Below are 21,736 nucleotides of genomic sequence, written 5' to 3' on the forward strand. Positions count from 1 at the left end.
AATTCGCGTCGAGGGCACCCGATTGCCGTTACTTGCGAACGGTGACGCCGGTATCGATCGTGCCGTACATCGTGACGCTGCCGCTGCCGCTGCTGCCGCCACCTCCCTGCGCGCATGCCGCGCACAGGCATGCGGCCAACACCGCCGCTATCCATGCTTTCATCGCAAACCACCTCGCTCGCTTCACTGCATGAACTGCGATTCTAGCCGCTTGGGCAACAGCCCTCAGGGTTCGCGGTGCGTTCGAGTAAGCCACACTCCGGATTCCACATTTCAGCCCGCCCCGAAACATCGAATGCCGTCGGCGAGTAAAGTGAAACCTTCAGCGCAATACGCCGGAGCAATCCATGACCTCCACGTTCACCGACGATCCCCGCGAAAGCGGCCACTTCCCGGGCTTGAGCCGCATCGCGACGCTGCTCGCGGATCCCGGCCGCGCAGCGATGCTATGGGCGCTCATGGACGGCAGCGCACGCCCAGCCGGCGAATTGACGCTCATCGCGGGGCTTTCGCCATCGGCCGCGAGCGGGCATCTTGCGCGGCTTGCCGAAGGCGGGCTGCTGGCACTCGAAGTGCGCGGCCGACACCGCTACTACCGAATCGCGACACCCGAAGTGGCCGCCGCCCTGGAAGCGCTGGCCAATGTTGCCCAGGTCAGCGCGCCGCAACGCACGAGCGTGCGTGCCGCACGGACAGTGCCCCTCGATCTGCGCTACGCCCGCACCTGCTACGACCATATGGCCGGCGAGCTGGCGGTGCGCGTGTTCGACGGCCTGCTCGCGAAGGGATGGCTGATCGAGCGTGACGGTGTCGTGGATACGACCGATGCGGGCGACGACGGCTTGCGTCGCTGGGGCATCGATCTGGCGGGGCAACGCACGCGTCGCAGGCGGTTTGCCTGCACCTGTCTCGACTGGAGCGAGCGCCGTGCGCATCTGGGCGGTGCGCTTGGCGCGGCGTTGCTCACGCATTGGTGCGAACGCGGCTGCGTGGAGCGCGCGGAAAAGCCGCGCGTCTTGCGGGTGACTCCGGCAGGCAGGCGCCATTTCGAGGCGATGCTCGCGGCTTGAGAACCCGTGGCGGCGGGCGCAACAGCGTTCGTCGATATTTTTCGTTACACGGGGCGTGCGCGGATTTACAAAACACCGACCCTTGATACAGGCGATCGCGCTACATTGATCTCACGGATGCCGACACCTTGCACCCGCTTACGAGATCATCATGACAACGCGGACCACCTCCCCTCTCGTCACATTTCATCGGGCGACAGCCTGTGCGCTAGCCGTCGCCGCGGCGCTCGCGGCGATGCCGCACCCGTCATTCGCGCAGAGCGCCCCGTCGGCTGACGCACCGGTTGCCGGACAAAGCGCCGATCCGCCCGGCCGCGTCGCGCGGCTCAATTACATGGCGGGTACGGTCACGACCGAGCCGGCCGGCGCAACGGACTGGTCCTACGCCTCGGTCAACCGCCCGCTCACGACGGGCGATCAGCTCTGGAACGACGCAAACGCACGCTCCGAACTGCACATCGGGTCGACGGCGGTACGCCTGGGCGCGTCGACCAATCTCGATATTCTGAATCTCGATGACAGCAACGCACAGTTGAAAGTGACGCAGGGCACGCTTTCGACGCACGTGCGCGACCTCGTACCGGGCTCCGCCTATGAGGTCGATACCCCCAACGTGGCGCTCGCCGTCACACAGCCCGGCGATTACCGGGTCGATGTCGCCCCCGACGGCAGCACGACGACGGTCACCGTCCGGCGCGGCGCCGTCACGGCATACGGCGATAACGGCCAAATGCCGCTCACGGCCGGACAGCAGTTGACGTTCTCCGGCACCAATCTGCAGGTCGCGGCCGAGGATCAACCGCCGCCGCCCGATGCCTTCGACCAATGGGCCGAAGCGCGCGACGCCGCGGCGGAACGCTCGATTTCGGCGCGCTATGTCTCGCGCGAGGTTCCCGGCTACGAAGATCTGGATGCCAATGGCACGTGGCGGGACGATCCGCAATACGGCGAAGTCTGGGTGCCGCGCGCGGTTCCGGCCGGATGGGCGCCCTACCACGACGGTCATTGGGCGTGGGTCGCGCCTTGGGGATGGACCTGGGTCGACGACGCGCCGTGGGGATTTGCCCCGTATCACTATGGGCGCTGGGCCTACGCCGGTTCGTCCTGGTGCTGGGTCCCGGGCCCCGTCGTGAGCGCCCCGCCCGTCTATGCACCGGCGCTCGTCGCGTTTGTTGGCGGGGGCGGCAGTGGCTTCAGTTGGAGCGTCGGACTGTCCATCGGCGGCGCACGCGCCCCGGGCGTAGCGTGGTTCCCGCTCGGCCCCGGCGAAGTCTGGCGCCCGAGCTACGGCGGATGGAGTCCGCGGTATTACGACCGGGTCAATCAGACGGTCATCGTCAATAATCAGCACATCAACAACGTCAATAACATCAACATCACGAACATTCACAACACCTACGTGAACTACCGTGCACCGGGCGCTGTCACGGCGGTGCCGGCGGCCGCGTTCGTACAGGGCCGCGCCGTCGCTCATGTCGCGCAGCGCATCGACCCGCAGCAGCTGCGCAACGCTCAATTCCATCCCGGCGCGCCCGGCATCGCGCCGGTACGTGAGAGCTACGCGCCGGGGCTGCGCCATGCGACCTACCATCCTCCCGGCGCGGCCGGCGAGCGCCCCGTCGTCGCGACGCGTGCCCCGGCAATACCTGCTGTCTACCGCGATCCGCTCGCGCAGCGGCTCGCCCGAAACGGCGGGCAGGTGCCCGGGGCCGGGCGCCCCGTGGCCCACCTCACGCCGCCGGCCGGCGTCGCCTCGCAATTGGCGCACCCGACGGCCAACCCGGGGCCCGCACGTAACGTGCGCATCGTCGAGCGTCAGTCGCCTGTCATCGAGCCACACCGAGCGGCAAACGAAGCGCACCCGGGCCCTGGTGCGCCACCCGTCGCGGCGCAAGGCGGTGTCCGGCCCGCCCCGCAACAAGAGCCCCATGCTCCAATGGCGGCTTTGCAACCTCGAGCGCAGCCAAGCAATGGCGTGCCGCGTCCGCCGAGCCAGCGCGGTCCGGCCGAAGGTGCGCAAAGCGCCGCGGCGCCGATGCGCAAGGAACCGACGTGGACGCAACCGCACGCGCCCATCGCTCAGCAGCACGGGCCCTCGGCGCAACCCGGCGCGGCCAGGGGCGAGCCTGGCTCACCGCAGCAGCCGGTAGGCGCGCAGCGCACACCGGAACACGGTCCGCAAACGCCGATGGCCATGTCGCGACCTGGCGCGGGTGCGGAGCCGCAAGCATCGCCGCATGTGCCCCAGCCACGCATAGAGCCCCGCTCGCAAGGGCCGCAGGCCGCCCCGCAACCCCGCACCGAAGCGCCCGCGCCGCAGCGCGTGGAGCCCAGGGCGCAGCCACAGCCGCAACCTCGCTTCGAAGAGGCCCGGCCGCAACCGCAGCCGCACATCGAACAACCGAGGCCGCAACCCCAGGCTCGTTTCGAACAGCCGAGGCCACAACCGCAGCCGCGCATGGAACAACCGAGGCCACAACCGCAACCGCAGCCGCGCGTGGAACAACCGAGGCCACAACCGCAACCGCAAGCCCATTTCGAACAGCCGAGGCCGCAGCCCCAGCCTCAGCCCCACATCGAACAACCGAGGCCGCAACCGCAACCGCAGCCGCACGAGCCTCAGCACCCCCAAGTGCAAGGCCACGAGAACCGCCATCAGGGCTGACTCGAATACCGAGCGGACGATGTGAAGAAGCCCACTGCGGCCACGCAGTGGGCTTCTTTCACTTCGGGCGTGTCTCCACGACTCGAGCCGAGCGGCTCTCCCATCGATAGAGAACGTCAAACGGCCATGGGCGCGGTCAACGGCTCGTGATGTCGATAACCGACGAGCGAAAAATCGGATGGCTCGACTTTTTCGAGCCACTCGGGCTCGTAACGCCCGGTTTCGGCGAACGACGGTACGCGCTCGGCGATCGAAAGCGTCGGACTCTCGTACGGCGTGCGCTCGAGTTGCCGCTCGAGCATCGCTAGCTGATTTTCGTAGATGTGAGCGTCGCCGATGAAGTACGTGAACCAGCGCGGGGTATAGCCGGTCAGCCTCGCGACCAGTGTCAGCAGCGCGGCACCTTCGGCGAGATTGAACGGCGTGCCGAGCCCTACGTCGTTGCTGCGGATATAAAGGCAAAGCGAAATCTCGCGGCGCACGACGTTCGGGACGAACTGATAGAGCAAGTGGCATGCAGGCAGTGCGATTTCCTCGAGCACCGCCGGATTCCAACCGTGAAACAGAATGCGGCGATCGGTCGGATTACGCATGATCGTATCCAGACACTGACGCAACTGATCGATGGCCTTGTACAGCAGCACCTTGGGGACCCCGTCTTCCTCGAAGCGGGTCACGATCTGGTAGCCGCGCGAGCGGGCATCTTCGATGCGGGCCGACGCGTCCTCGGCAAGGACCTTATAGGCCGGCCACTGGCGCCACTGGACACCGTATACGCCGCCCAGGTCGTCGGGGCCCACCCGATAGGGATTGGCGAGCCACTGAGGATTTTCGTTCGCGTTGGCGTCCCAGACCTTGCAGCCGAGCTCGCGAAAATCGGCTGCGCTACGGGAGGCCCGCAGAAAACCGATCATTTCGCCAATGGCCGATTTGAATGCGAGCTTTTTCGTAGTGACCGCGGGGAATCCCTGTTGCAAGTCGAAACGCAGCATCGCGCCGGGCATGCTGATGGTGCGGATCCCCGTGCGATTTTCCTGCCAGGTGCCCGTTTCGAGAATCGTACGGACCAGGTCGAGATACTGTTTCATCGAGAGATTCGGCAGGCGGCAGCCTGCGCCGGTTCGCGGTAATACGCGATTCTACCAAGGCGCGCGGATTGGGCCCGTGCTCCGCGCGCCCGGCTACCCGGTCAACTCGTCAATCGCTGCGAACCTTGGTGCACTTCGATATGACGCATGCCGTGCGAACTCAGCAAGCGATAAAGCGTCACGCGCGATATTCCGAGCTCTTGCGCCGCATCGCCGAGGCGCCCGCGATGACGCAGCAGCGCCAGCTCGATCGCCTGCCGCTCGGCCGCCTCGCGCGCCTGCGCGAGTGAGACCGGTACCACGTCGACGTAATCGGCGAGCTCGAGATCGCTGGCCGTAATCAGCCGCCCTTCCGACATGACGATCGCGCGGCGCACGCGGTTGATGAGTTCGCGTACATTGCCGGGCCATCGATAGTTATGCAGCGCGGCGATCGCATCGGGCGAGAACCCGCGCAGACGCCGGCTCGCATCTTTCTTGAAGCGCTCGAACATATGCTGCGCAAGCAACTCGATATCCTTGCCGCGCGCGCGCAACGGCGGCTCGTCGATTTGCAGCACACACAGCCGATGATAAAGGTCGGCGCGAAAACGGCCCTCGAGCATCGCGCGATGCATATCGACGTGCGTGGCCGAGATCACGCGTACATCGACGGGCGTGGCTTCATGGCCACCCAGACGCTCGACATGGCCTTCTTGCAAAAAGCGCAGCAGGCTCGCCTGGCTTTCAAGCGGCAGGTCGCCAATCTCGTCCAGAAAAAGGGTGCCGCCGTGGGCCGCTTCGATACGCCCGATCTTGCGTTGGTTTGCGCCCGTGAACGCTCCGCGCTCATAGCCGAACAGTTCCGATTGCAACAGGTGCGGTGGAATCGCGCCGCAATTGATGGCCACGAACGGCTCCGTGCGCCGCGTCGATCGTTCGTGGATGGCGACGGCCGTCAGCTCCTTGCCGGTCCCGGATTCGCCCGAGATGAAGACCGGCGCGTCCGTCATGGCGACCTTGTGGATGGCGCGGAAAAGCTGGCGCATCGCGTCGCATGACCCGATCATCTGACCTTCGCCCACACGCGTGGCACCTTCCTCTTCCGCCTGGGCGAGCACGACCATGCCGTACGCATGACCGACCGAATCGGCGACGCGCCGCGCATCGGACGGCATCGTCACATAGTCGAAGCAATAGTCGCGCACGAGACGGCGCAACGCCGTGTCCTGTAGCTGACCGGGCGCGGCCGCGGCTACCCAGCCGATGCGCGGCGCGGTCAGGCAGGCTTCGAGTGCACCGATTTCCTGCTCGTCGAATTGGCTCGACAAGTCGAGCAAACCGCCCGCCGGTTCGCCACTGCGCATCGCGCGGCGCGCCTCGCGTGCGTTCGCGACTACATCAACATGCCAGCCACGTTGATGGAACTGCGCACTCCATTGGGCATTCGCATCCCGTGTAACGTAAATCAATTGCCGTGTAGCGGGTTCCATTGACCAACCCTCGTTTCAATGACGAATAGTGCCGGCGGCGCAGGACGAAAATATGGCGTCTTCGCGCTAACGACTTACCGACGACTCGGAAGTCTGCCGCTCTGTCCTCTCCGTGAAACTACGGACCCCGAAACAAATTATTAATAGCATTGGCCGTTGCATCAGCCTTATTCGCGGAATGAGACTGCTTGCTAAGCTTACTATAGGGCCCTCGGCTTCGGATCGGGACGCATGTAACAAATTGGAAACACCGTTATCGCGCACGTCGGCATGCGCCTTTCCGAAACGTCCCTTCTTTCCATTAGCCGCGTCGCGTGGCTGTTTTGCGACAGGGCGCTTCTTACCCGATTACAATTATCAATACGGCATTTTTTCCGTTCGTTTCATTGCTGAAACAATCCAGCTTCATCTCGGCCGGCCCGTTGCACGAGACGCAATGGAATGCCAATTCCCGCAAGGATCTCGCCCTCATGGCACGCCTTTCGCTCTCGTTCGCTTGGAGAACGGAGGCATCGTCATGCACGTGCATCGCTTCGCACCTCCACGCGAAATGGCGTGCCCCCCGGTGCCCCGGCTCGCTGATTCGAGAGCCGCACGATTCCCCGTCGGCGCGTCGACTCATTATGTGACGCTGTGGGACGAGTTCGCACGTCCGGCACCTATTCCAACACCGGCGCCGGCGCCAGCCGCGGGAATGTCGCGTGGGCAGGCGGTGGCGGCAGCACCGCGGCGTCCGTATGGTTTGTGCTCCGTCCCCCGGCGGGCACTTTTTTAAACGGGCAAGCGATCCGGCGCGCAACGCATCCGCCGGATCGCGAGACCGCCGGATGACCGCGACGGCAAGCGTAGACCGCGTGTCCCGATCGATGCCCCCGCGCTATGTCGGCCTTCGCACATTGCATCGCGGTGCCGGATGGTCCGCACATCCGAAGCGCGTCGATATGTGCGCAAGACAACGCGCGTTTCCGTTGCGATCCTCATAGGCTTGCAGACATACGGCAAGGGTGAACGAGCGCTGGGATCAGTCGGCGTTTGGATCACCCGCCGCAACAAGGACCACGAACAGGGCAATCAGCCGGCGCTCGCAAACGGAGGACAAGCACGTCTGAGCGGCGTCGCAAACCGGGGGAAGAATCATGTCAACGATCTCGACAAGAGACGCGCGGCATCGTCAGCACAAAACGCATGCCGCTGCACATGGGCTCGCAGCGCACACGCTCCGGGTCGATCGGTGCGCGCAGGCGCGCTCGCTACGCGCGCCGCGATATCCCCTCCATTCCATGTCGAACCACGCGGGGACATCGTGCGCGAAACCACTCATCTGAGCCCTGCTGCGCCACTGATGGCCAGCACGTCCGCCGTGTCGAGCGTGCGCGCGAGGGGCGTCGACATGAACGAGAAGAACACGCGAACGCTCATATACGTGGCGCAAACGCCGGACGACTCACTCGTCGCGCATCTCGCCGGCGTCGGCTGGAATGTGCTCATTGCGCGCTCGGCAAGCGAGGCTGGGCGGTACGCACGCCCGGATCTTCCCTACGCGGGCCTCATCGATGTCACGCGTCTCGCGTCGCGCGATCTCGCCGCGCTCGAGCCGAGTTTGCGTCAGCAGCACATTGGCTGGATCGCGCTCGCGAATGCACAGCGGCTCGACGAGCCAGAGGTGCGTCGCCTGATCCGGAATTACTGCTTCGATTACGTGAAGCTGCCCGTCCCGCATGCCAGCATCGACTACCTGATCGGTCACGCGTTCGGCATGGTGACGCTCTGCGACCTCGATATGGTTGCCGGCCTCGCGTCGGCCGGCGACGACGAGATGGTCGGCACCTGCGAGGCGATGCAGCAGTTGTTTCGGACCATCCGCAAAGTAGCGAACACCGATGCCGCGGTGTTCATCTCCGGCGAATCCGGCACCGGCAAAGAGCTGACGGCACTCGCGCTGCACGAGCGCTCGCCGCGCCGAAAAGCGCCGTTCATCGCGATCAATTGCGGTGCGATTCCGCACCACCTGCTTCAGTCGGAGCTCTTCGGCTACGAGCGGGGGGCTTTTACAGGAGCCAACCAGCGCAAGATCGGACGCGTGGAAGCCGCGCACGGCGGCACGTTGTTTCTCGATGAAATCGGCGACTTGCCGCTCGAAAGCCAGGCGAGCCTGCTGCGCTTCTTGCAGGAAGGCCGGATCGAGCGGCTGGGCGGGCGCGATTCGATCGCCGTCGACGTGCGGGTCATCTCCGCAACGCACGTCGATCTCGAGCAAGCCATGCAAGACGGCCGGTTCCGGGCCGACTTGTTCCATCGCCTCTGCGTCCTGCGCATCGACGAGCCGCCGCTGCGCGCGCGGGGCAAGGACATCGAAATCCTCGCGCATCACATGCTGCACAAGTTCAAAACCGACAGCGCGCGCAGAATTCGCGGCTTCGCGCCATCGGCCGTCGAGGCGATGCACAACTACAATTGGCCCGGCAATGTACGCGAGATGATCAATCGCGTGCGGCGCGCCATCGTCATGGCCGAGGGCAAGCTCATTTCCGCGCAGGATCTTGGCCTCGCGCAGTTCACGGCGCAAGAAACGACGACGCTCGCCCAGGCCCGCGACGACGCCGAAAAACGCGCGATCGAAGCAGCGCTGCTACGGCATCGGAATCGGCTCAACGAAGCCGCGATCGATCTGGGTATTTCGCGCGTGACGCTCTATCGGTTGATGGGCGCACACGGGCTGCGCGAGATACCGGCGCGCGAAAAGGACGAGGCGGCGAATCCGTCGGCCACGGGCGACACTTCCGGCGATTGAAGGCGATCGAAACCAGGCAAAGAGCGGCAGCATGATGCCGCACACGGCGCGCAGCCCACGACGCTGCGCGAGCGGTGAGCGAGCGTCGCGTAAAATCGCCACACCTTGGCTTTCGGTTTTTCGCTTTTCGATGACGACGCTGACCATTTTGGTCGCTCGCGCCCGCAACGGCGTGATCGGCCGCAACAACCAACTCCCCTGGCACCTGCCCGAAGATCTCGCATTCTTCAAGCGCACGACCATGGGCGCGCCCATCATCATGGGCCGAAAAACGCACGAATCGATCGGCCGGCCGCTGCCCGGTCGCCGCAATATCGTCGTAACGCGCGACGCAACGCGTCGATTCGAAGGCTGTGAAACGGCGACGGGCATGCAGGAGGCATTGGCGCTCGCCGCCGCCGGTGGCGCCCCCGAGGCGTTCCTGATCGGCGGCACCGAGCTTTACAAAGCGGGAATCGCGCTCGCCGACAAACTCATCGTGACCGAGATCGCAGCCGAGTTCGAAGGCGACGCGACGTTTCCGGCACCCGATCCCGCGCAATGGCAGATGGTGTCGCGCGACACCCACCGCAAAGAGGGTGACGACGGCTTCGACTACGCGCGCGTCGTTTACCGGCGCATCGGCTGAGCCGCCTTTACTGCCCCGCTACCGTCATTTGTTCGATGAGCACCGAGCCCGTCTGCTTGGTGCCGCGGACGATCGTATCGGCGCCGATCGCGACGATATTGCGAAACATCTCCTGCAGCGTGCTGGCGACGGTGATTTCCTCGACCGCGTACTGAATCTTGCCGTTTTCGACCCAGAAGCCGGACGCACCGCGCGAATAGTCGCCTGTCACGTAGTTGACGCCCTGGCCCATCAATTCGGTGAGCAGGAGGCCGGTGCCGAGCTGCTTCAGCATGGCCTCGAAGTCGTGCTCGGGCCGGGTGGCCGAACTCGCGAGCGACAGGTTGTGCGAGCCGCCGGCATTGCCCGTCGTTTGCATTCCGAGCTTGCGCGCGGAATATGTCGACAGGAAGTAGCCCTCCACCACGCCGTCTTTCACGACGGCGCGCCGCTTCGTACGGACGCCTTCCTCATCGAAGGGGGCACTGCCCATCGCTCGCGGCAAATGCGGCTCCTCGACGATCTGCACATGCGGCGCGAAAACCGGTTTGCCCAGACTGTCGACGAGAAACGATGTCTTGCGATAGAGCGCGCCGCCGCTCGTCGCCTGCACGAACGCGCCGAGCAGGCCGGCGGCCAGCGGCGCTTCGAACAGGACCGGCACCTTGCGCGTATCGATGCGCCGCGCGTTCAAGCGCGCGAGCGCCCGCTGGGCCGCGTACCGGCCGACCGCTTCGGCAGGCGCAAGCTCCTCGGCGCTACGCTTCGAGCTGTACCAATCGTCGCGCTGCATGTGGCGGCCGCTGCCCGCGATCGGCGCACAGGCGACATAGTGGCGCGAATAGGGATAGCCGGCGAGAAAACCGCGCGTCGTCGCCAATACGAATTGCGAATGCTGCGCCGACACGCTCGCGCCCTCGGAATTGCGAATCTGCGGATCCGTGGCGAACGCGGCGTCTTCGGCGCGGCGGGCAATTTCGACGGCATCCTCGGCGCTCAATTCCCACGGATGATAGAGATCGAGATCCGGCGGCGAAGTCTCGAGCAGCTCCGCTTCGGCGAGACCGGCGCAGTGATCTTCCGCGGTGAACCGCGCAATGTTGTAAGCGGCTGCGACCGTGTCGCGCAATGCCTGCTTCGAGAAATCGGACGTGCTCGCATTGCCGCGCTTGGCGCCGATGAAAACGGTCACGCCCACCATCTTGTCGCGGTTGTGCTCGATCGTTTCGACCTCCCCGCGCCGCACCGATACCGACAAGCCGTCGCCTTCCGAGATTTCGGTCGCGGCATCCGTCGCGCCAAGCGATTTCGCGTGCCGCAGGATGTCCGACGCAATCTCTTTCAATTCATCTTGCGTATGCGGGAAAAAGCGTTCTCTGGTTTCGGTGTCCGCTGCCATCGTCATTGCCGTCCGGTATGGATTCCATCGTTGCGGCGCCCGCACTGCCGGCGTGCGCCCGGGATTACGCCTCGTCGTACCCCGCGATCATAGCAAGGTCCGCGTCCGAGGACGTTGCCGCGATGCGTTCGGGCATCGCCCGCCGGCGTCACGGCTGGCGCGTCGAGCTACAATGGCGCGCATGACACGCAAAACCCGTATTCAGCCGATCGAGACGCCCGATGCCGGCCTCGACGAAGAGACCGGCTACGATCGCCCCAGCAAATCGCAGTTGAAGCGCGAGATGCTCGCGCTGCAAACGCTCGGCGCCGCGCTGGTCGAGTTGCCGAAAGACGCGCTCAAGCGCATGCCGATGCCCGAGGACCTCGCGGATGCCGTGCTCGCGGCACGCCGCATCACCGATCACGAAGGCAAACGGCGCCAGTTGCAATATGTCGGCCGGGTCATGCGCTCGCTCAACGACGACGAAACGGCGGCGCTGCGCTCGGCGCTCGATGCCTATCGCGGCGTGAACAAGGCCGAGACGGCGAAGCTTCACTGGATCGAGCAGGCGAGGGAGAAACTGCTCGCGGACGACTCGGCCCTGACCGAGTTTCTCCGCACGCATCCGGGCGCGGATGCGCAAGCCGGCCGCACGCTGATCCGCAACGCCCGCAAGGAAGCGCGCGAGGGCAAGCCGCCGCGCTATTTCCGTGAGTTGTTCCAGTGGATCAAATCGGCGAGTGAAGCAGGCGGAGCAAGTGACGACGCGGGCCCGGCGAACACCACGGAAGACGACGATGACGACAATCACGCGTAATCACGCCGACGAAATCGTGATCGGCCTGGTCTCGGTGAGCGATCGCGCGACGAGCGGCGTGTACGAGGACAAGGGCATCCCGGCGCTCGAGGCATGGCTCGAAAGAGCGATCGTTTCGCCATGGCAAGCGGTGAAACGGCTGATCGCGGACGATGCGCCGGCCATCTCGGCCACGCTGATCGAGCTCGTCGACGAGCTCGGCTGCGACCTCGTCTTGACGACCGGCGGCACGGGCCCCGCCCGACGGGACGTCACACCCGAGGCGACGCTTGCGGTCGGCACGCGGGAGATGCCGGGCTTCGGCGAGCAGATGCGTCAGATCAGCCTCAATTTCGTGCCGACGGCGATTCTCTCGCGGCAAGTCGCCGTGATACGCGAGACGCCGTCCCATGCGGCGCTGATCGTCAATTTGCCGGGACAGCCGAAGTCGATTCAGGAGACGCTCGAGGGCTTGCGCGACAGTACGGGCACGGTCGCGGTGCCCGGCATTTTCGCGGCGGTGCCGTACTGCATCGATTTGATCGGCGGCCCCTATGTCGAAACGAACGCCGATGTGGTCGCGGCGTTCCGGCCGAAGAGCGCACAGCGGCCCGCGCGCGCATGATGTCCGACGCCCGGGCGCGTCAGGCGCCTTCGACGGGAGCGCTCGGCGAAACGACGAGGAAATGCTGACGGTAGTACTTGAGTTCGTCGATGGACTCGTGGATGTCCGCGAGCGCCGTATGCATCGCGCGCTTCTGAAAGCCTTTGTAGACAGTCGGCTGCCACCGCCGGCACAGTTCCTTGAGCGTGCTCACGTCGAGATTGCGATAGTGGAAAAAACGCTCGAGCTCGGGCATCCAGCGCGCCATGAAACGGCGGTCCTGGCAGATGGAGTTGCCGCACATGGGGGATTTGCCGGGCGGCACATAAGCGGCGAGAAAGGCGCGGATCTGCTCGGTGGCGGCGTCCTCGGTGACCGTCGAGGCGCGCACCCGCTCGATCAGACCCGAGCGCCCGTGCGTGTTCTTGTTCCAATCGTCCATTTTGTCGAGCGTCTCGTCGCTTTGGTGAATCGCGAGAACGGGCCCCTCGACGACCTTCTCGAGCGTCGAATTGGTGACGACGACCGCGATTTCGATGATGCGGTCGGTATCGGGCTCGAGCCCCGTCATCTCCATATCGAGCCAGATGAGGTTCATCTCGCTGCGGACGAGCGCCGGCTCGCCGACGGGTTCGACAATTTCAGTCATGAAAGCAGTCCTGGTTACGGAATAATTCGGGGCGTACGCCCGTGTGCGGGTGAGCCCACTCGCCCTTTCGGCGAAACCCTATAATTCTCGCATAGATACAACGGACTTCCCCGATGCCCTCTTTCTACTTCACCGTCGTTTTCGCCGTCACCGTGCTCGCCATGGTCGGGACGAAACTCTGGCTCGCCTCGCGCCAGATCCGTTTCGTCGCGGCGCATCGGAGTGCGGTGCCCAAGCAGTTTGCGGGCACGATCACGCTGGCCGGCCATCAGCGCGCAGCCGACTATACCGTCGTGCGCACGCGGCTCGGGATGATCGAGGTCGTCGCGGGTGCCGCGCTTACCATCGCGCTCACGCTGCTCGGCGGCGTCCAGGCGCTCAACGTGGGCGTAACGGGCCTGCTCGGCCACGGGTATCTCGCCCAGATCGCGCTGGTGGCACTCGTGATCGGCATCACGAGCGTCATCGATATACCGTTCGACTACTATCGGCAGTTCGTCGTCGAGGAGCGCTTCGGCTTCAACCGTATGACGCGAGGCATTTTCTTCGCCGATCTGGCCAAGGGAACGGCGCTCGGTGCCGCATTCGGCTTGCCGCTTCTTTTCGTCGTGCTCTGGCTCATGGAGCAGGCGGGCGCCCTCTGGTGGCTGTGGGCCTGGATCGTGCTCGTCGCCTTCCAGTTGGCCGTACTCGTGCTCTATCCGACGCTCATCGCTCCGCTGTTCAACAAGTTCGAACCGCTGACGGACGAGGCGCTCAAAAACCGCATCGAGGCGCTGATGCGCCGCTGCGGGTTCGCGGCCAAGGGGCTCTTCGTGATGGATGGCAGTCGTCGCTCCGCGCACGGCAACGCGTATTTCACCGGCTTCGGCGCGGCCAAGCGCATCGTGTTCTTCGATACGCTGCTCGCACGTCTGAGCGGCAGCGAAATCGAAGCCGTGCTCGCGCATGAACTCGGCCATTTCAAACGCCGGCACGTCGTCAAACGGATGGTCGTGACGTTTGCAATCAGCCTCGCTTTGCTTGCTCTGCTGGGCTGGCTCTCGCAGCGCACGTGGTTCTATGAAGGGCTCGGCGTCACGCCGTGGCTCGCGGCCAGCAACAATGGCCTCGCGCTCGTGCTCTTTTTCCTGGCGCTGCCCGTGTTCCTCTTCTTCGTCACCCCGCTCGGCAGCCTGAGCTCGCGCAAGCACGAGTTCGAGGCCGATGCGTTCGCGGCCAGCCAGACCGATGCGCGAGAGCTCGTCAATGCGCTCGTCAAGCTGTATGAGGACAACGCTTCCACGCTTACGCCGGATCCGGTCTACACCGCGTTTTACTACTCGCACCCACCGGCATCGCAGCGCATCGACCGCCTGCTGCGGCACGTATGACGGCCCCGCTCGCCAAACCGGCGCGACATCCGGAAGTCGGCCAGCGCGCCGAGGGGCTCGTCATCGCGGCTCATGGCCGCCACTATCTCGTCGCGCCCGGCGGAGATACGCGCGCCCTGGTGCAGTGCTTTCCGCGCGGCAAAAAAAGCGAAGTCGCTGTCGGCGATCGCGTCGTCTACGAGCAGAGTTCGGCCGATCAAGGTGTGATCGTCGAAATCGGCGAGCGTCGCAACCTGCTCTATCGTTCCGACCAGTACAAGTCGAAGCTCTTCGCCGCCAACCTGGACCAGTTGCTGATCGTCCTCGCGACCGAGCCGCACTTCAGCGAGGATTTGCTGGGACGCGCGCTCGTCGCGGCCGAAGCGAACGAACTCGCGCCGCTCATCGTGCTCAACAAGACCGACGTCGAGCGCGCGCTCGCACCGGCACGGGCCCGGCTTGCGCCATACCGTTCGCTCGGCTACGACATCGTCGAGCTGTCGATCAAAACGCGGCCGGACGAAGCGCGCGAGAGGCTCAGCGCGAAACTCGCGGGGCATGCGACGCTACTGCTCGGACAATCGGGCATGGGCAAATCGACACTGGTGAATCTGCTCGTGCCGGATGCCGAGGCGGCCACACGCGAAATCTCGACGGCGTTGAACAGCGGCCGCCATACGACGACGTTCACGCGTCTTTATCCGCTACCCGGCGGGGGGGCGTTGATCGACTCGCCGGGCTTTCAAGAATTCGGCCTGCACCATCTGACCGAGGGCCGGCTCGAGCGGGCATTTCCGGAATTTCGGCCATTGCTGCCGCATTGCCGCTTCTACAACTGCCGTCACCTGCATGAACCCGGCTGCGCGATTCTCGAAGCCGTGGCCGCGGGCCGGATCGCGCGCGAGCGCCACGCGCTGTATGCCCAGCTCGTGCACGAAGCCGGCCAGATCGTTCGGTAGCGACATCCCGCCCCGCCAAGGTCTGTCCATGCTCAAGCTGACGCTCGCTCCGAACGCCGTAACGGGTCAACATTGGGTGAACCTGCTGAGCATCGCCGGTATCCCTTGCGAATTGCACAACCGTTATCTGAACGGGGCGCTCGGGGAAATCCCGGCGGACCAATGCGCACCCGAGCTCTGGCTCGTCGATGAGCGCGACGAAGCATTGGCAAGAAAAATCATCGAAGCGGCGATCAGCGGGCCGCCTGCCGGCAGCTTGCCGTGGCGATGCGCGAGGTGCGGCGAGACGCTGGAAGCGCAGTTCACGCAATGCTGGCAATGCGGCGCGTCTCGCAGCCTTGACGAGCCGTGAAGTTCAAGCCGTCGATGCGCGGCGCGGCGCCCGCCGCGGCCTGCCGGCGCCGGCGATCGATAGCGCCGATCAGCCCAGCCAGACGGCGATCGTCAGCATGAGCAGCAGGATCATCCAGAGGATGACGGCTCGCCACACGAGCCCGACGGCCGATTGCAGCGTACGCGGCGTGCAATCGTCGCCAACGAGAATGGGACCGCCGTCGGGCGCGACGAGCGCATCGAGGCTCGACGGTTCCGCAAGCGGCCCCGCGAGGCGCGCGCCGAGCGCGCCGCTGCCGGCTGCGAGCAACACGCCATCGTTGGCGTCCGGCCACTGGCGCGTGTGGTTGCGCCAGGCATAGATCGCGTCCTCGAAATTGCCGACGATGGCGAAGCCAAGTGCAGTGAGGCGCGCCGGCACCCAATCCATCACGAAGAACACGCGCTGTGCGAATGTACCGAAAGCCACGGTCCGCTCTCCAGCCGGTACGGACCAGGCGCGGGCAAGATATTCGGAAACACGGTACAACACCGCCCCTGCCGGTCCGATGGGGATGAGAAACCAGAAGAAGACCCCGAACACATGGCGATGCGAGGCCACCACCGCGTGTATCAGCGTGTGCCGGACGATTTCGCCGACGGGCATGTCGACCGTCTCGATACCCGTCCATTCACTGAGGATTTCCCGCGCGCGCGGCACATCGTCATTATTGAGCGCTAGATGGATATCGGTGAAGTAATGGCTGAACTGCCGAAAACCCAGCGTGAAATAAACGATGACGACGTTCCAGAGAAACGCCAGCGCGAAACTGATTCGATAAAGGAGGTAATAGACGGCGCCGACGGCGAGCGTCCATGGAAGGACGACGACCAGCCATGCCAGTATGCCGTGCTTTTTCTTGCCCGCGTCGAAGCCCTGAGCGGCCCATTCAGCATGATATTGAAGCAGTGCGAACACCGGATTGTTCGGCGACAGCGCACGTAGCTGTTCGATGACGAGAGCCAGTAATACGGAGAAAAAGGTCATGCGACGCGCCGTACCAATTCAAGTTATTTGCATTTGTCGCGTAACGATAGCACAGGGCCGCCTGTAGGGCGTGCGCGCGACACGAAAGTCGTCGGATTGCCAGGTACGCTCGGCCTCACGCCAGTAAAAAGCGATAGAAGTTGCGCAGCATGCCTGCGGTGGCGCCCCAGACGAAGTAGTGACCGCTGGTTCCCGGCCGAGGGTACGGCATCGAAAAGAAGCGGCGCTCGCCGCCCTCCCATCGCAGCAGTCGAACTTCGTGATGCGCAGGATCCATGAGAAATGCAAGCGGGACCTCGAAAATCTCCGCGACCTCGAGCGTATCGGCTTCGACGCTAAACGGCGGATGCACGAGTCCGACCACCGGTGTCACGCGAAAACCCGTGCCCGTCAGATAATCGGGTAGTGCGCCGAGGATTTCGACCCGCTCCGCCGCCAACGACACTTCTTCCTCGGCTTCGCGCAACGCCGTTGCGATCGCATTCTCGTCTTCCGGTTCGCGTCTGCCGCCGGGAAAGCTGACCTGGCCCGCATGGTCGCTCAAGTGATCGGCCCGCTGCGTGAGCAACACGGTAAGACCTTCGTCGCGCACGACGAGCGGCATGAGGACGGCAGCTGCGCGGGGATCCCCCGGCTCGCGCCAATTGACATCGGTCGGCTCGGGTGCCCAGACGAGGCGCTGGGTAAAGCGCGCACGCAGTCCGTCGGGTGTCAGTCGCTCGGGCGGAACGACGGGCAAATCGGCACCCGTGGACTCGATTGGCAGCGCCTCGGGTTCAAAGACAGGACGGATCAAAGGGGCCTCTCACAGGCGATCGACGCAATACCGATATTTTGGACCGACAAACAAAAAAGCACCCGGACGGGTGCTTTTTCTTACAGCTCTTACGCTCAGGAAGCAGCGCGGTCCTTGAAGACCAGCTTTTCCTTGATTCGAGCCGACTTGCCCGAACGCTCGCGCAGGTAGTAAAGCTTCGCACGGCGCACGTCGCCGCGGCGCTTGACGACGATGCTCGCCAACAGCGGCGAGTACGTCTGGAACGTACGCTCGACGCCTTCGCCCGACGAGATCTTGCGAACGATGAACGACGAATTCAAGCCGCGGTTGCGCTTCGCGATCACCACGCCTTCATAAGCCTGAACGCGCTTGCGGTTGCCTTCCACGACGTTCACGTTGACGATCACCGTGTCGCCAGGGGCGAATTCGGGGACGGTCTTCCCGGCGAGCACGCGCTCGATCTCTTCCTGCTCGAGTTTTGCAATCAGATTCATCACTGACTCCTTAAGCCATCTTGTCGGCGTTCTGCCGGCCCGAGCATCCGAGATGCACCGCGCGCGGCCCCGATAGAGGATGGGTTCACATCCTGGTGCCGATCATATCGCCCGGCACCGCCTGCCCCCGCCATGTCGCCTCCAACCTTCTCAGGTTTTTGGAGATGTCTTGGCAAGGGTTGCGAGCCATGCCTCGTCGGCACGGCTCAACATCTTGTTGCGCCTCGCGCGCTCGATCAAATCGGGCCGCTTGGCCGCGGTATTTCTCAGCGCCTCGCGGCGGCGCCACTGCTCGATTTCAGCGTGATGTCCACCGAGCAGCACGTCCGGGACGCGCATCCCCTCGTACTCTTCGGGCCGCGTGTAGTGCGGACAATCGAGCAGTCCGTCCACGAAGCTGTCTTGCACCGCCGATTGTGCATCGTTGAGCACCCCCGGCAGATGACGCACGACGGCGTCCATCAAGGCCATCGCCGGCAACTCCCCACCCGAGAGCACGAAGTCGCCCAAACTGATTTCCTCGTCGACGCAGCGCTCGATGAGCCGCTGATCGATCGCTTCATACCGACCGCAAAGCAACACGAGCCCCGGCTCGCCGGCGAATCGCATGACACGCTCGTGGTCGAGGCGTTCTCCCTGAGGAGACATCATGACCACGCGTGTGCCGGCAATGCCTTGCTCCGCCTGCGCCGCTCTCGCGGCGCCGATTGCGGCCTCGAGCGGCTTGGCCAGCATGACCATCCCCGGGCCGCCGCCGTACGGTCGGTCGTCCACCGTACGATAGTTGTCGGTCGTGAAATCGCGCGGATTCCATGTGCGCAGACCGAAACGCCCTTGTTTCACGGCACGGCTGGTAATGCCCCACTCCGTCACCGCACGGAACATTTCCGGAAAGAGCGTGACGACATCGAACTGCATCGCGCTCCCTTGTCTCGATCGAGCTCAGTAATCGCTCAGTAATCGGTTTGCCAGTCGACAACGATGCGTTTTGCCGTCCGGTCCACCGCTTTCACATACACACCGACAAACGGGATGAGCCGCTCGCCGTTCACCGGCTGGCCGTCCTTGCCAACCGACGGATATTCGACCCGCAGGACCGAATGCGCACCGTTGTCGATCAAATCGGCAACACGGCCAAGCGCCTCGCCGGCCTCGTTGACGACGTCGAGGCCGACCAGATCGACCCAATAGAACTCGTCGTCGTTATCGAGCACCGGAAAATCGGCTCGGCGCACGAACACGCGAAAGCCACGCAATGCCAACGCGTCGTCCCGGTCGGCCAAGCCCGCGAGATGCGCGACGACGCTATCGCCATGCACCTTGGCCTGAATGGTTTGGCCAGCCTTGTGTTCCCGCCCCTTGGCGAGCCACCAGCACTTCGCGTGAATCAACGCTTCGCCGCCTTGCGCGCCACCGGCGTGCGGAGCGATTTTGACCCAACCCTTCAGCCCGTAGGCATCGACGATAGCACCGACTTCGACCGCGTCATCAGGCCAATTCTCTGTATCGGCGACCGCCCGCGGCTGCTCGCCAGCCTCTGCCTCGCGTTCAAGCGGCTTCCGCACGAATGCACCGAACGGCGACGCCGCGTTGCGAGCACCCGGCTTCGAACGCGGCTTGGGGCGCGACGACCCGCTCGAATCATGAGCCGGCATAGAGATTCCTCGGTCTCACGAACGGTCCGATGTCACGTCTGCAAACCGCGAAAACCGCGATCAAGCAGCCGGCTGCGCCTTTTGCGCTTGCTTGACGAGACGTTCGACTGTCGGCGACAGTTGCGCGCCCACGCCTTGCCAATACGTCAGACGGTCCTGCGCGATACGCAGCGATTCGCCCTTCGTGGCGACGGGGTTGTAAAAGCCCACGCGCTCGATGAAACGTCCATCGCGACGGCTGCGCGAGTCAGTTGCAACGATGTTGTAAAACGGGCGCTTCTTCGAGCCGCCGCGAGCCAAGCGGATGATGACCATGCTGTAATCCTTGAAATCCGGGGGTTCGGAACCACTGAAACGCTCGATTATAGCGGGAAATCGAAACCATAACAAACACTTACGCAGGCGCTTGCCATCGGCCGCCTCGACGGCGCCCCGGCCCGTCACGGAGCGTAAAATGCGCTTCGCAGCAGGCTGCCGCGCATGCGCGCGATATATGCATCGCTGAACATTCGACCGCATTCAATAGCCCAACCTCTTGCCACGCTATGTCAGGACCTCATTCCCGCAGCATGCAGCGCTTTCGCTCCAAGACACTTACGGCGACGCTGGCCTTCGTGCTCGGCGCTCTGGGCGCGCATCGCTTTTATCTCTACGGCGCGCGTGACCCGTTCGGCTGGGCTCATCTGTTCGGAACGCTGCTCGGCATACCTGGCATCCTGCTGCTCGTTGCGACGATGCGCGTTTCGCCACTCGGATGGGCGCTCGCAGTGCCCGGCGCGGTGTCCCTGCTGGCCGCGTTCCTCTCGGCAATCGTCTATGGCCTGCGGCCCGACCACAAATGGGATGCCCAGTTCAATGCAGGATCGGACCAGCGCAATCGCTCAGGCTGGGCCGTCGTGTTCGTCGTTATCTTTTCCCTTTTCATCGGCGCGTTGCTTTTGATGGCAGGCCTCGCTGTGACATTCGAAACCTATTTCGAATCGCACGGCGATACGGCCAAATCGCTCGAACAGTAGCAGGGGCGGCCGCGGTTAAAAAAGGCTCAGTTGAGCGTTCGGCGCCACGGGCGGTTCCGGCGTTTTGAACTGGGACATATCGAGGATGCCATGCCGCCGCTCGTTGAGTCCCAGCCGCTTGACCGCTTTGTCGAACCGCTGCTTGAGCAATTGCGCCCAGGCACCCTCGCCTTTCATGCGGTGCGCGAATGAAGAGTCGTAATCCTTGCCGCCACGCATGTCGTGAATGCGCGCCATGACGCGATCGGCGCGCTGCGGAAAATGGGCTGCGAGCCATTCCTTGAAAAGCGGCGCCACTTCCCAGGGCAGGCGCAAGACGATATAGCTCGCGCTCGTTGCGCCCGCCTGCGCGCACGCCTCCAGCACGCGCTCGAGGTCCGGTTCGGTCACGAATGGGATGACTGGCGCAACGCTAACGCCGACGGGGACGCCGGCGTCACTGAGCGCGCGGATCGTACGCAGCCTGCGCGCCGGTGTGGCGGCACGCGGCTCGAGCGTACGGGCGATCTCCGGGTCGAGCGTCGTGACCGTTATGGCGGCCATCACTTGCCCGCGCGCGGCCATCGGTGCGAGCAGATCGATGTCACGTTCGATCAATGAGGACTTCGTTATCGCCGCGAACGGATGCCCGTATTCGTGGAGCGTTTCGATCACGCGCCGAGTGAGAAGCAGTTCGCGCTCGACAGGCTGGTATGCATCGGTGTTCACGCCAAGCGCGATAGGCTCGGGGATGTAATTCTTTTTCCGCAGTTCGCGCTGCAGCAGCTCGGGCGCATTGATTTTTGCGTAGATCCGGCTTTCGAAGTCGAGGCCTGGCGACAGACCTAGATAGCTGTGAGTCGGACGGGCGAAGCAATAGATGCAGCCGTGCTCGCAGCCGCGATAAGGATTGAGCGAAACGCGAAACGGAATATCCGGGGAAGCGTTGTGCGTGAGAATGCTTTTCGCGCGTTCCGTAAGCGCCCGGCAATGTCATCTTGAGCCGGTCGGGCATTGAAA

The 21,736-nt window shown here is 64.2% G+C and carries 21 protein-coding genes and 1 pseudogene; 10 read left to right on the forward strand and 12 right to left on the reverse strand.

Translation table 11 applies throughout. The annotated features are described in order from the left end of the window. Positions 1 to 28: 28 nt before the first annotated feature. The gene (locus ACR9ZC_RS21585) at positions 29 to 163 is read right to left on the reverse strand and encodes a hypothetical protein (RefSeq protein WP_331574050.1); all 135 of its coding nucleotides are present in this window, start codon (positions 161 to 163) and stop codon (positions 29 to 31) included. A 184-nt stretch (positions 164 to 347) separates the two neighbouring features. Here ACR9ZC_RS21585 and ACR9ZC_RS21590 point away from each other — a divergent pair, with 184 nt between their 5' ends. Together ACR9ZC_RS21590 and ACR9ZC_RS21595 are read left to right on the forward strand one after the other, a co-directional pair. Next, positions 348 to 1,070, forward strand: a complete 723-nt coding sequence (locus tag ACR9ZC_RS21590) for an ArsR/SmtB family transcription factor (protein WP_481581863.1) — start codon at positions 348 to 350, stop codon at positions 1,068 to 1,070. A gap of 151 nt (positions 1,071 to 1,221) precedes the next feature. Then, positions 1,222 to 3,735, forward strand: a complete 2,514-nt coding sequence (locus ACR9ZC_RS21595) for a DUF6600 domain-containing protein (protein WP_481581864.1) — start codon at positions 1,222 to 1,224, stop codon at positions 3,733 to 3,735. Between the two features lie 116 nt (positions 3,736 to 3,851). Here the strand turns inward: ACR9ZC_RS21595 and ACR9ZC_RS21600 are convergent, their stop codons facing one another. Both ACR9ZC_RS21600 and ACR9ZC_RS21605 read right to left on the reverse strand, forming a co-directional pair. Beyond that, positions 3,852 to 4,823 carry a thymidylate synthase gene (locus ACR9ZC_RS21600; protein WP_481581865.1) on the reverse strand — a complete coding sequence of 324 codons (972 nt, stop codon included), beginning with the start codon at positions 4,821 to 4,823 and terminating at the stop codon, positions 3,852 to 3,854. A gap of 101 nt (positions 4,824 to 4,924) precedes the next feature. Then, positions 4,925 to 6,295 (reverse strand): sigma-54 dependent transcriptional regulator, encoded by a 1,371-nt coding sequence (locus ACR9ZC_RS21605; RefSeq protein WP_440561799.1) that lies wholly within the window; start codon positions 6,293 to 6,295, stop codon positions 4,925 to 4,927. Positions 6,296 to 7,685: 1,390 nt separating this feature from the next. Between ACR9ZC_RS21605 and ACR9ZC_RS21610 the strand changes: the two genes are divergently transcribed. Both ACR9ZC_RS21610 and ACR9ZC_RS21615 read left to right on the forward strand, forming a co-directional pair. Next, on the forward strand, positions 7,686 to 9,086 hold the full coding sequence (locus ACR9ZC_RS21610) for a sigma-54 dependent transcriptional regulator (protein WP_331574060.1): 1,401 nt from the start codon (positions 7,686 to 7,688) through the stop codon (positions 9,084 to 9,086). A 130-nt stretch (positions 9,087 to 9,216) separates the two neighbouring features. Next, positions 9,217 to 9,714, forward strand: a complete 498-nt coding sequence (locus ACR9ZC_RS21615) for a dihydrofolate reductase (protein WP_481581866.1) — start codon at positions 9,217 to 9,219, stop codon at positions 9,712 to 9,714. 7 nt (positions 9,715 to 9,721) lie between these two features. Here ACR9ZC_RS21615 and pmbA read toward each other — a convergent pair whose 3' ends face one another. Further along, complete coding sequence (gene pmbA / locus ACR9ZC_RS21620; protein ID WP_331574064.1) at positions 9,722 to 11,092, reverse strand: metalloprotease PmbA; 1,371 nt, start codon at positions 11,090 to 11,092, stop codon at positions 9,722 to 9,724. Between the two features lie 181 nt (positions 11,093 to 11,273). Here pmbA and yjgA point away from each other — a divergent pair, with 181 nt between their 5' ends. Further along, positions 11,274 to 11,891, forward strand: coding sequence for a ribosome biogenesis factor YjgA (gene yjgA, locus ACR9ZC_RS21625; RefSeq protein ID WP_440561797.1), 618 nt, complete (start codon positions 11,274 to 11,276; stop codon positions 11,889 to 11,891). After that, on the forward strand, positions 11,872 to 12,495 hold the full coding sequence (gene mog / locus ACR9ZC_RS21630) for a molybdopterin adenylyltransferase (RefSeq protein WP_331574068.1): 624 nt from the start codon (positions 11,872 to 11,874) through the stop codon (positions 12,493 to 12,495). The genes yjgA and mog overlap by 20 nt, the downstream gene beginning before the upstream one ends. A 19-nt stretch (positions 12,496 to 12,514) precedes the next feature. Here the strand turns inward: mog and orn are convergent, their stop codons facing one another. Beyond that, positions 12,515 to 13,123 (reverse strand): oligoribonuclease, encoded by a 609-nt coding sequence (gene orn / locus ACR9ZC_RS21635; RefSeq protein WP_331574070.1) that lies wholly within the window; start codon positions 13,121 to 13,123, stop codon positions 12,515 to 12,517. 113 nt (positions 13,124 to 13,236) lie between these two features. Here orn and ACR9ZC_RS21640 point away from each other — a divergent pair, with 113 nt between their 5' ends. The 3 genes from ACR9ZC_RS21640 to ACR9ZC_RS21650 are packed head-to-tail and all read left to right on the forward strand — an operon-like array spanning position 13,237 to position 15,786. Further along, positions 13,237 to 14,496 (forward strand): M48 family metallopeptidase, encoded by a 1,260-nt coding sequence (locus ACR9ZC_RS21640; RefSeq protein ID WP_481581867.1) that lies wholly within the window; start codon positions 13,237 to 13,239, stop codon positions 14,494 to 14,496. Then, positions 14,493 to 15,434 (forward strand): ribosome small subunit-dependent GTPase A, encoded by a 942-nt coding sequence (gene rsgA, locus ACR9ZC_RS21645; RefSeq protein WP_481581868.1) that lies wholly within the window; start codon positions 14,493 to 14,495, stop codon positions 15,432 to 15,434. Before ACR9ZC_RS21640 ends, rsgA begins: the two co-directional genes overlap by 4 nt. Positions 15,435 to 15,462: 28 nt before the next feature. After that, positions 15,463 to 15,786: a putative signal transducing protein gene (locus tag ACR9ZC_RS21650; protein ID WP_481581869.1), complete on the forward strand. Its 324-nt coding sequence runs from the start codon at positions 15,463 to 15,465 to the stop codon at positions 15,784 to 15,786. A gap of 69 nt (positions 15,787 to 15,855) precedes the next feature. Here ACR9ZC_RS21650 and ACR9ZC_RS21655 read toward each other — a convergent pair whose 3' ends face one another. From ACR9ZC_RS21655 to rpsP, 6 genes are all read right to left on the reverse strand, one after another. Beyond that, positions 15,856 to 16,794, reverse strand: coding sequence for a CobD/CbiB family protein (locus ACR9ZC_RS21655; RefSeq protein WP_331574078.1), 939 nt, complete (start codon positions 16,792 to 16,794; stop codon positions 15,856 to 15,858). Between the two features lie 115 nt (positions 16,795 to 16,909). Continuing rightward, entirely contained in the window at positions 16,910 to 17,590 is a 681-nt protein-coding gene (locus tag ACR9ZC_RS21660; RefSeq protein ID WP_440561788.1) for a CoA pyrophosphatase, read from the reverse strand. 95 nt (positions 17,591 to 17,685) lie between these two features. After that, positions 17,686 to 18,066, reverse strand: a complete 381-nt coding sequence (gene rplS / locus ACR9ZC_RS21665) for a 50S ribosomal protein L19 (protein ID WP_173258450.1) — start codon at positions 18,064 to 18,066, stop codon at positions 17,686 to 17,688. A gap of 150 nt (positions 18,067 to 18,216) precedes the next feature. Then, positions 18,217 to 18,984, reverse strand: coding sequence for a tRNA (guanosine(37)-N1)-methyltransferase TrmD (gene trmD, locus ACR9ZC_RS21670; RefSeq protein ID WP_481581870.1), 768 nt, complete (start codon positions 18,982 to 18,984; stop codon positions 18,217 to 18,219). 35 nt (positions 18,985 to 19,019) lie between these two features. Further along, the gene (rimM, locus tag ACR9ZC_RS21675) at positions 19,020 to 19,721 is read right to left on the reverse strand and encodes a ribosome maturation factor RimM (protein ID WP_481581871.1); all 702 of its coding nucleotides are present in this window, start codon (positions 19,719 to 19,721) and stop codon (positions 19,020 to 19,022) included. Positions 19,722 to 19,781: 60 nt separating this feature from the next. Continuing rightward, a complete protein-coding gene (rpsP, locus tag ACR9ZC_RS21680) occupies positions 19,782 to 20,036 on the reverse strand; it encodes a 30S ribosomal protein S16 (protein WP_173258456.1) in 255 nt (84 codons plus the stop codon). 230 nt (positions 20,037 to 20,266) lie between these two features. Between rpsP and ACR9ZC_RS21685 the strand changes: the two genes are divergently transcribed. After that, on the forward strand, positions 20,267 to 20,737 hold the full coding sequence (locus ACR9ZC_RS21685; protein ID WP_481581872.1) for an NINE protein: 471 nt from the start codon (positions 20,267 to 20,269) through the stop codon (positions 20,735 to 20,737). A 15-nt stretch (positions 20,738 to 20,752) separates the two neighbouring features. On the opposite strand, the pseudogene ACR9ZC_RS21690 reads toward ACR9ZC_RS21685, so the two are convergent. Beyond that, positions 20,753 to 21,691: pseudogene (locus ACR9ZC_RS21690) on the reverse strand (PA0069 family radical SAM protein); the annotation flags it as partial. Between the last annotated feature and the right edge of the window lie 45 nt (positions 21,692 to 21,736).

The sequence above is a fragment of the Trinickia sp. HAY1-2D genome (assembly GCF_056754935.1).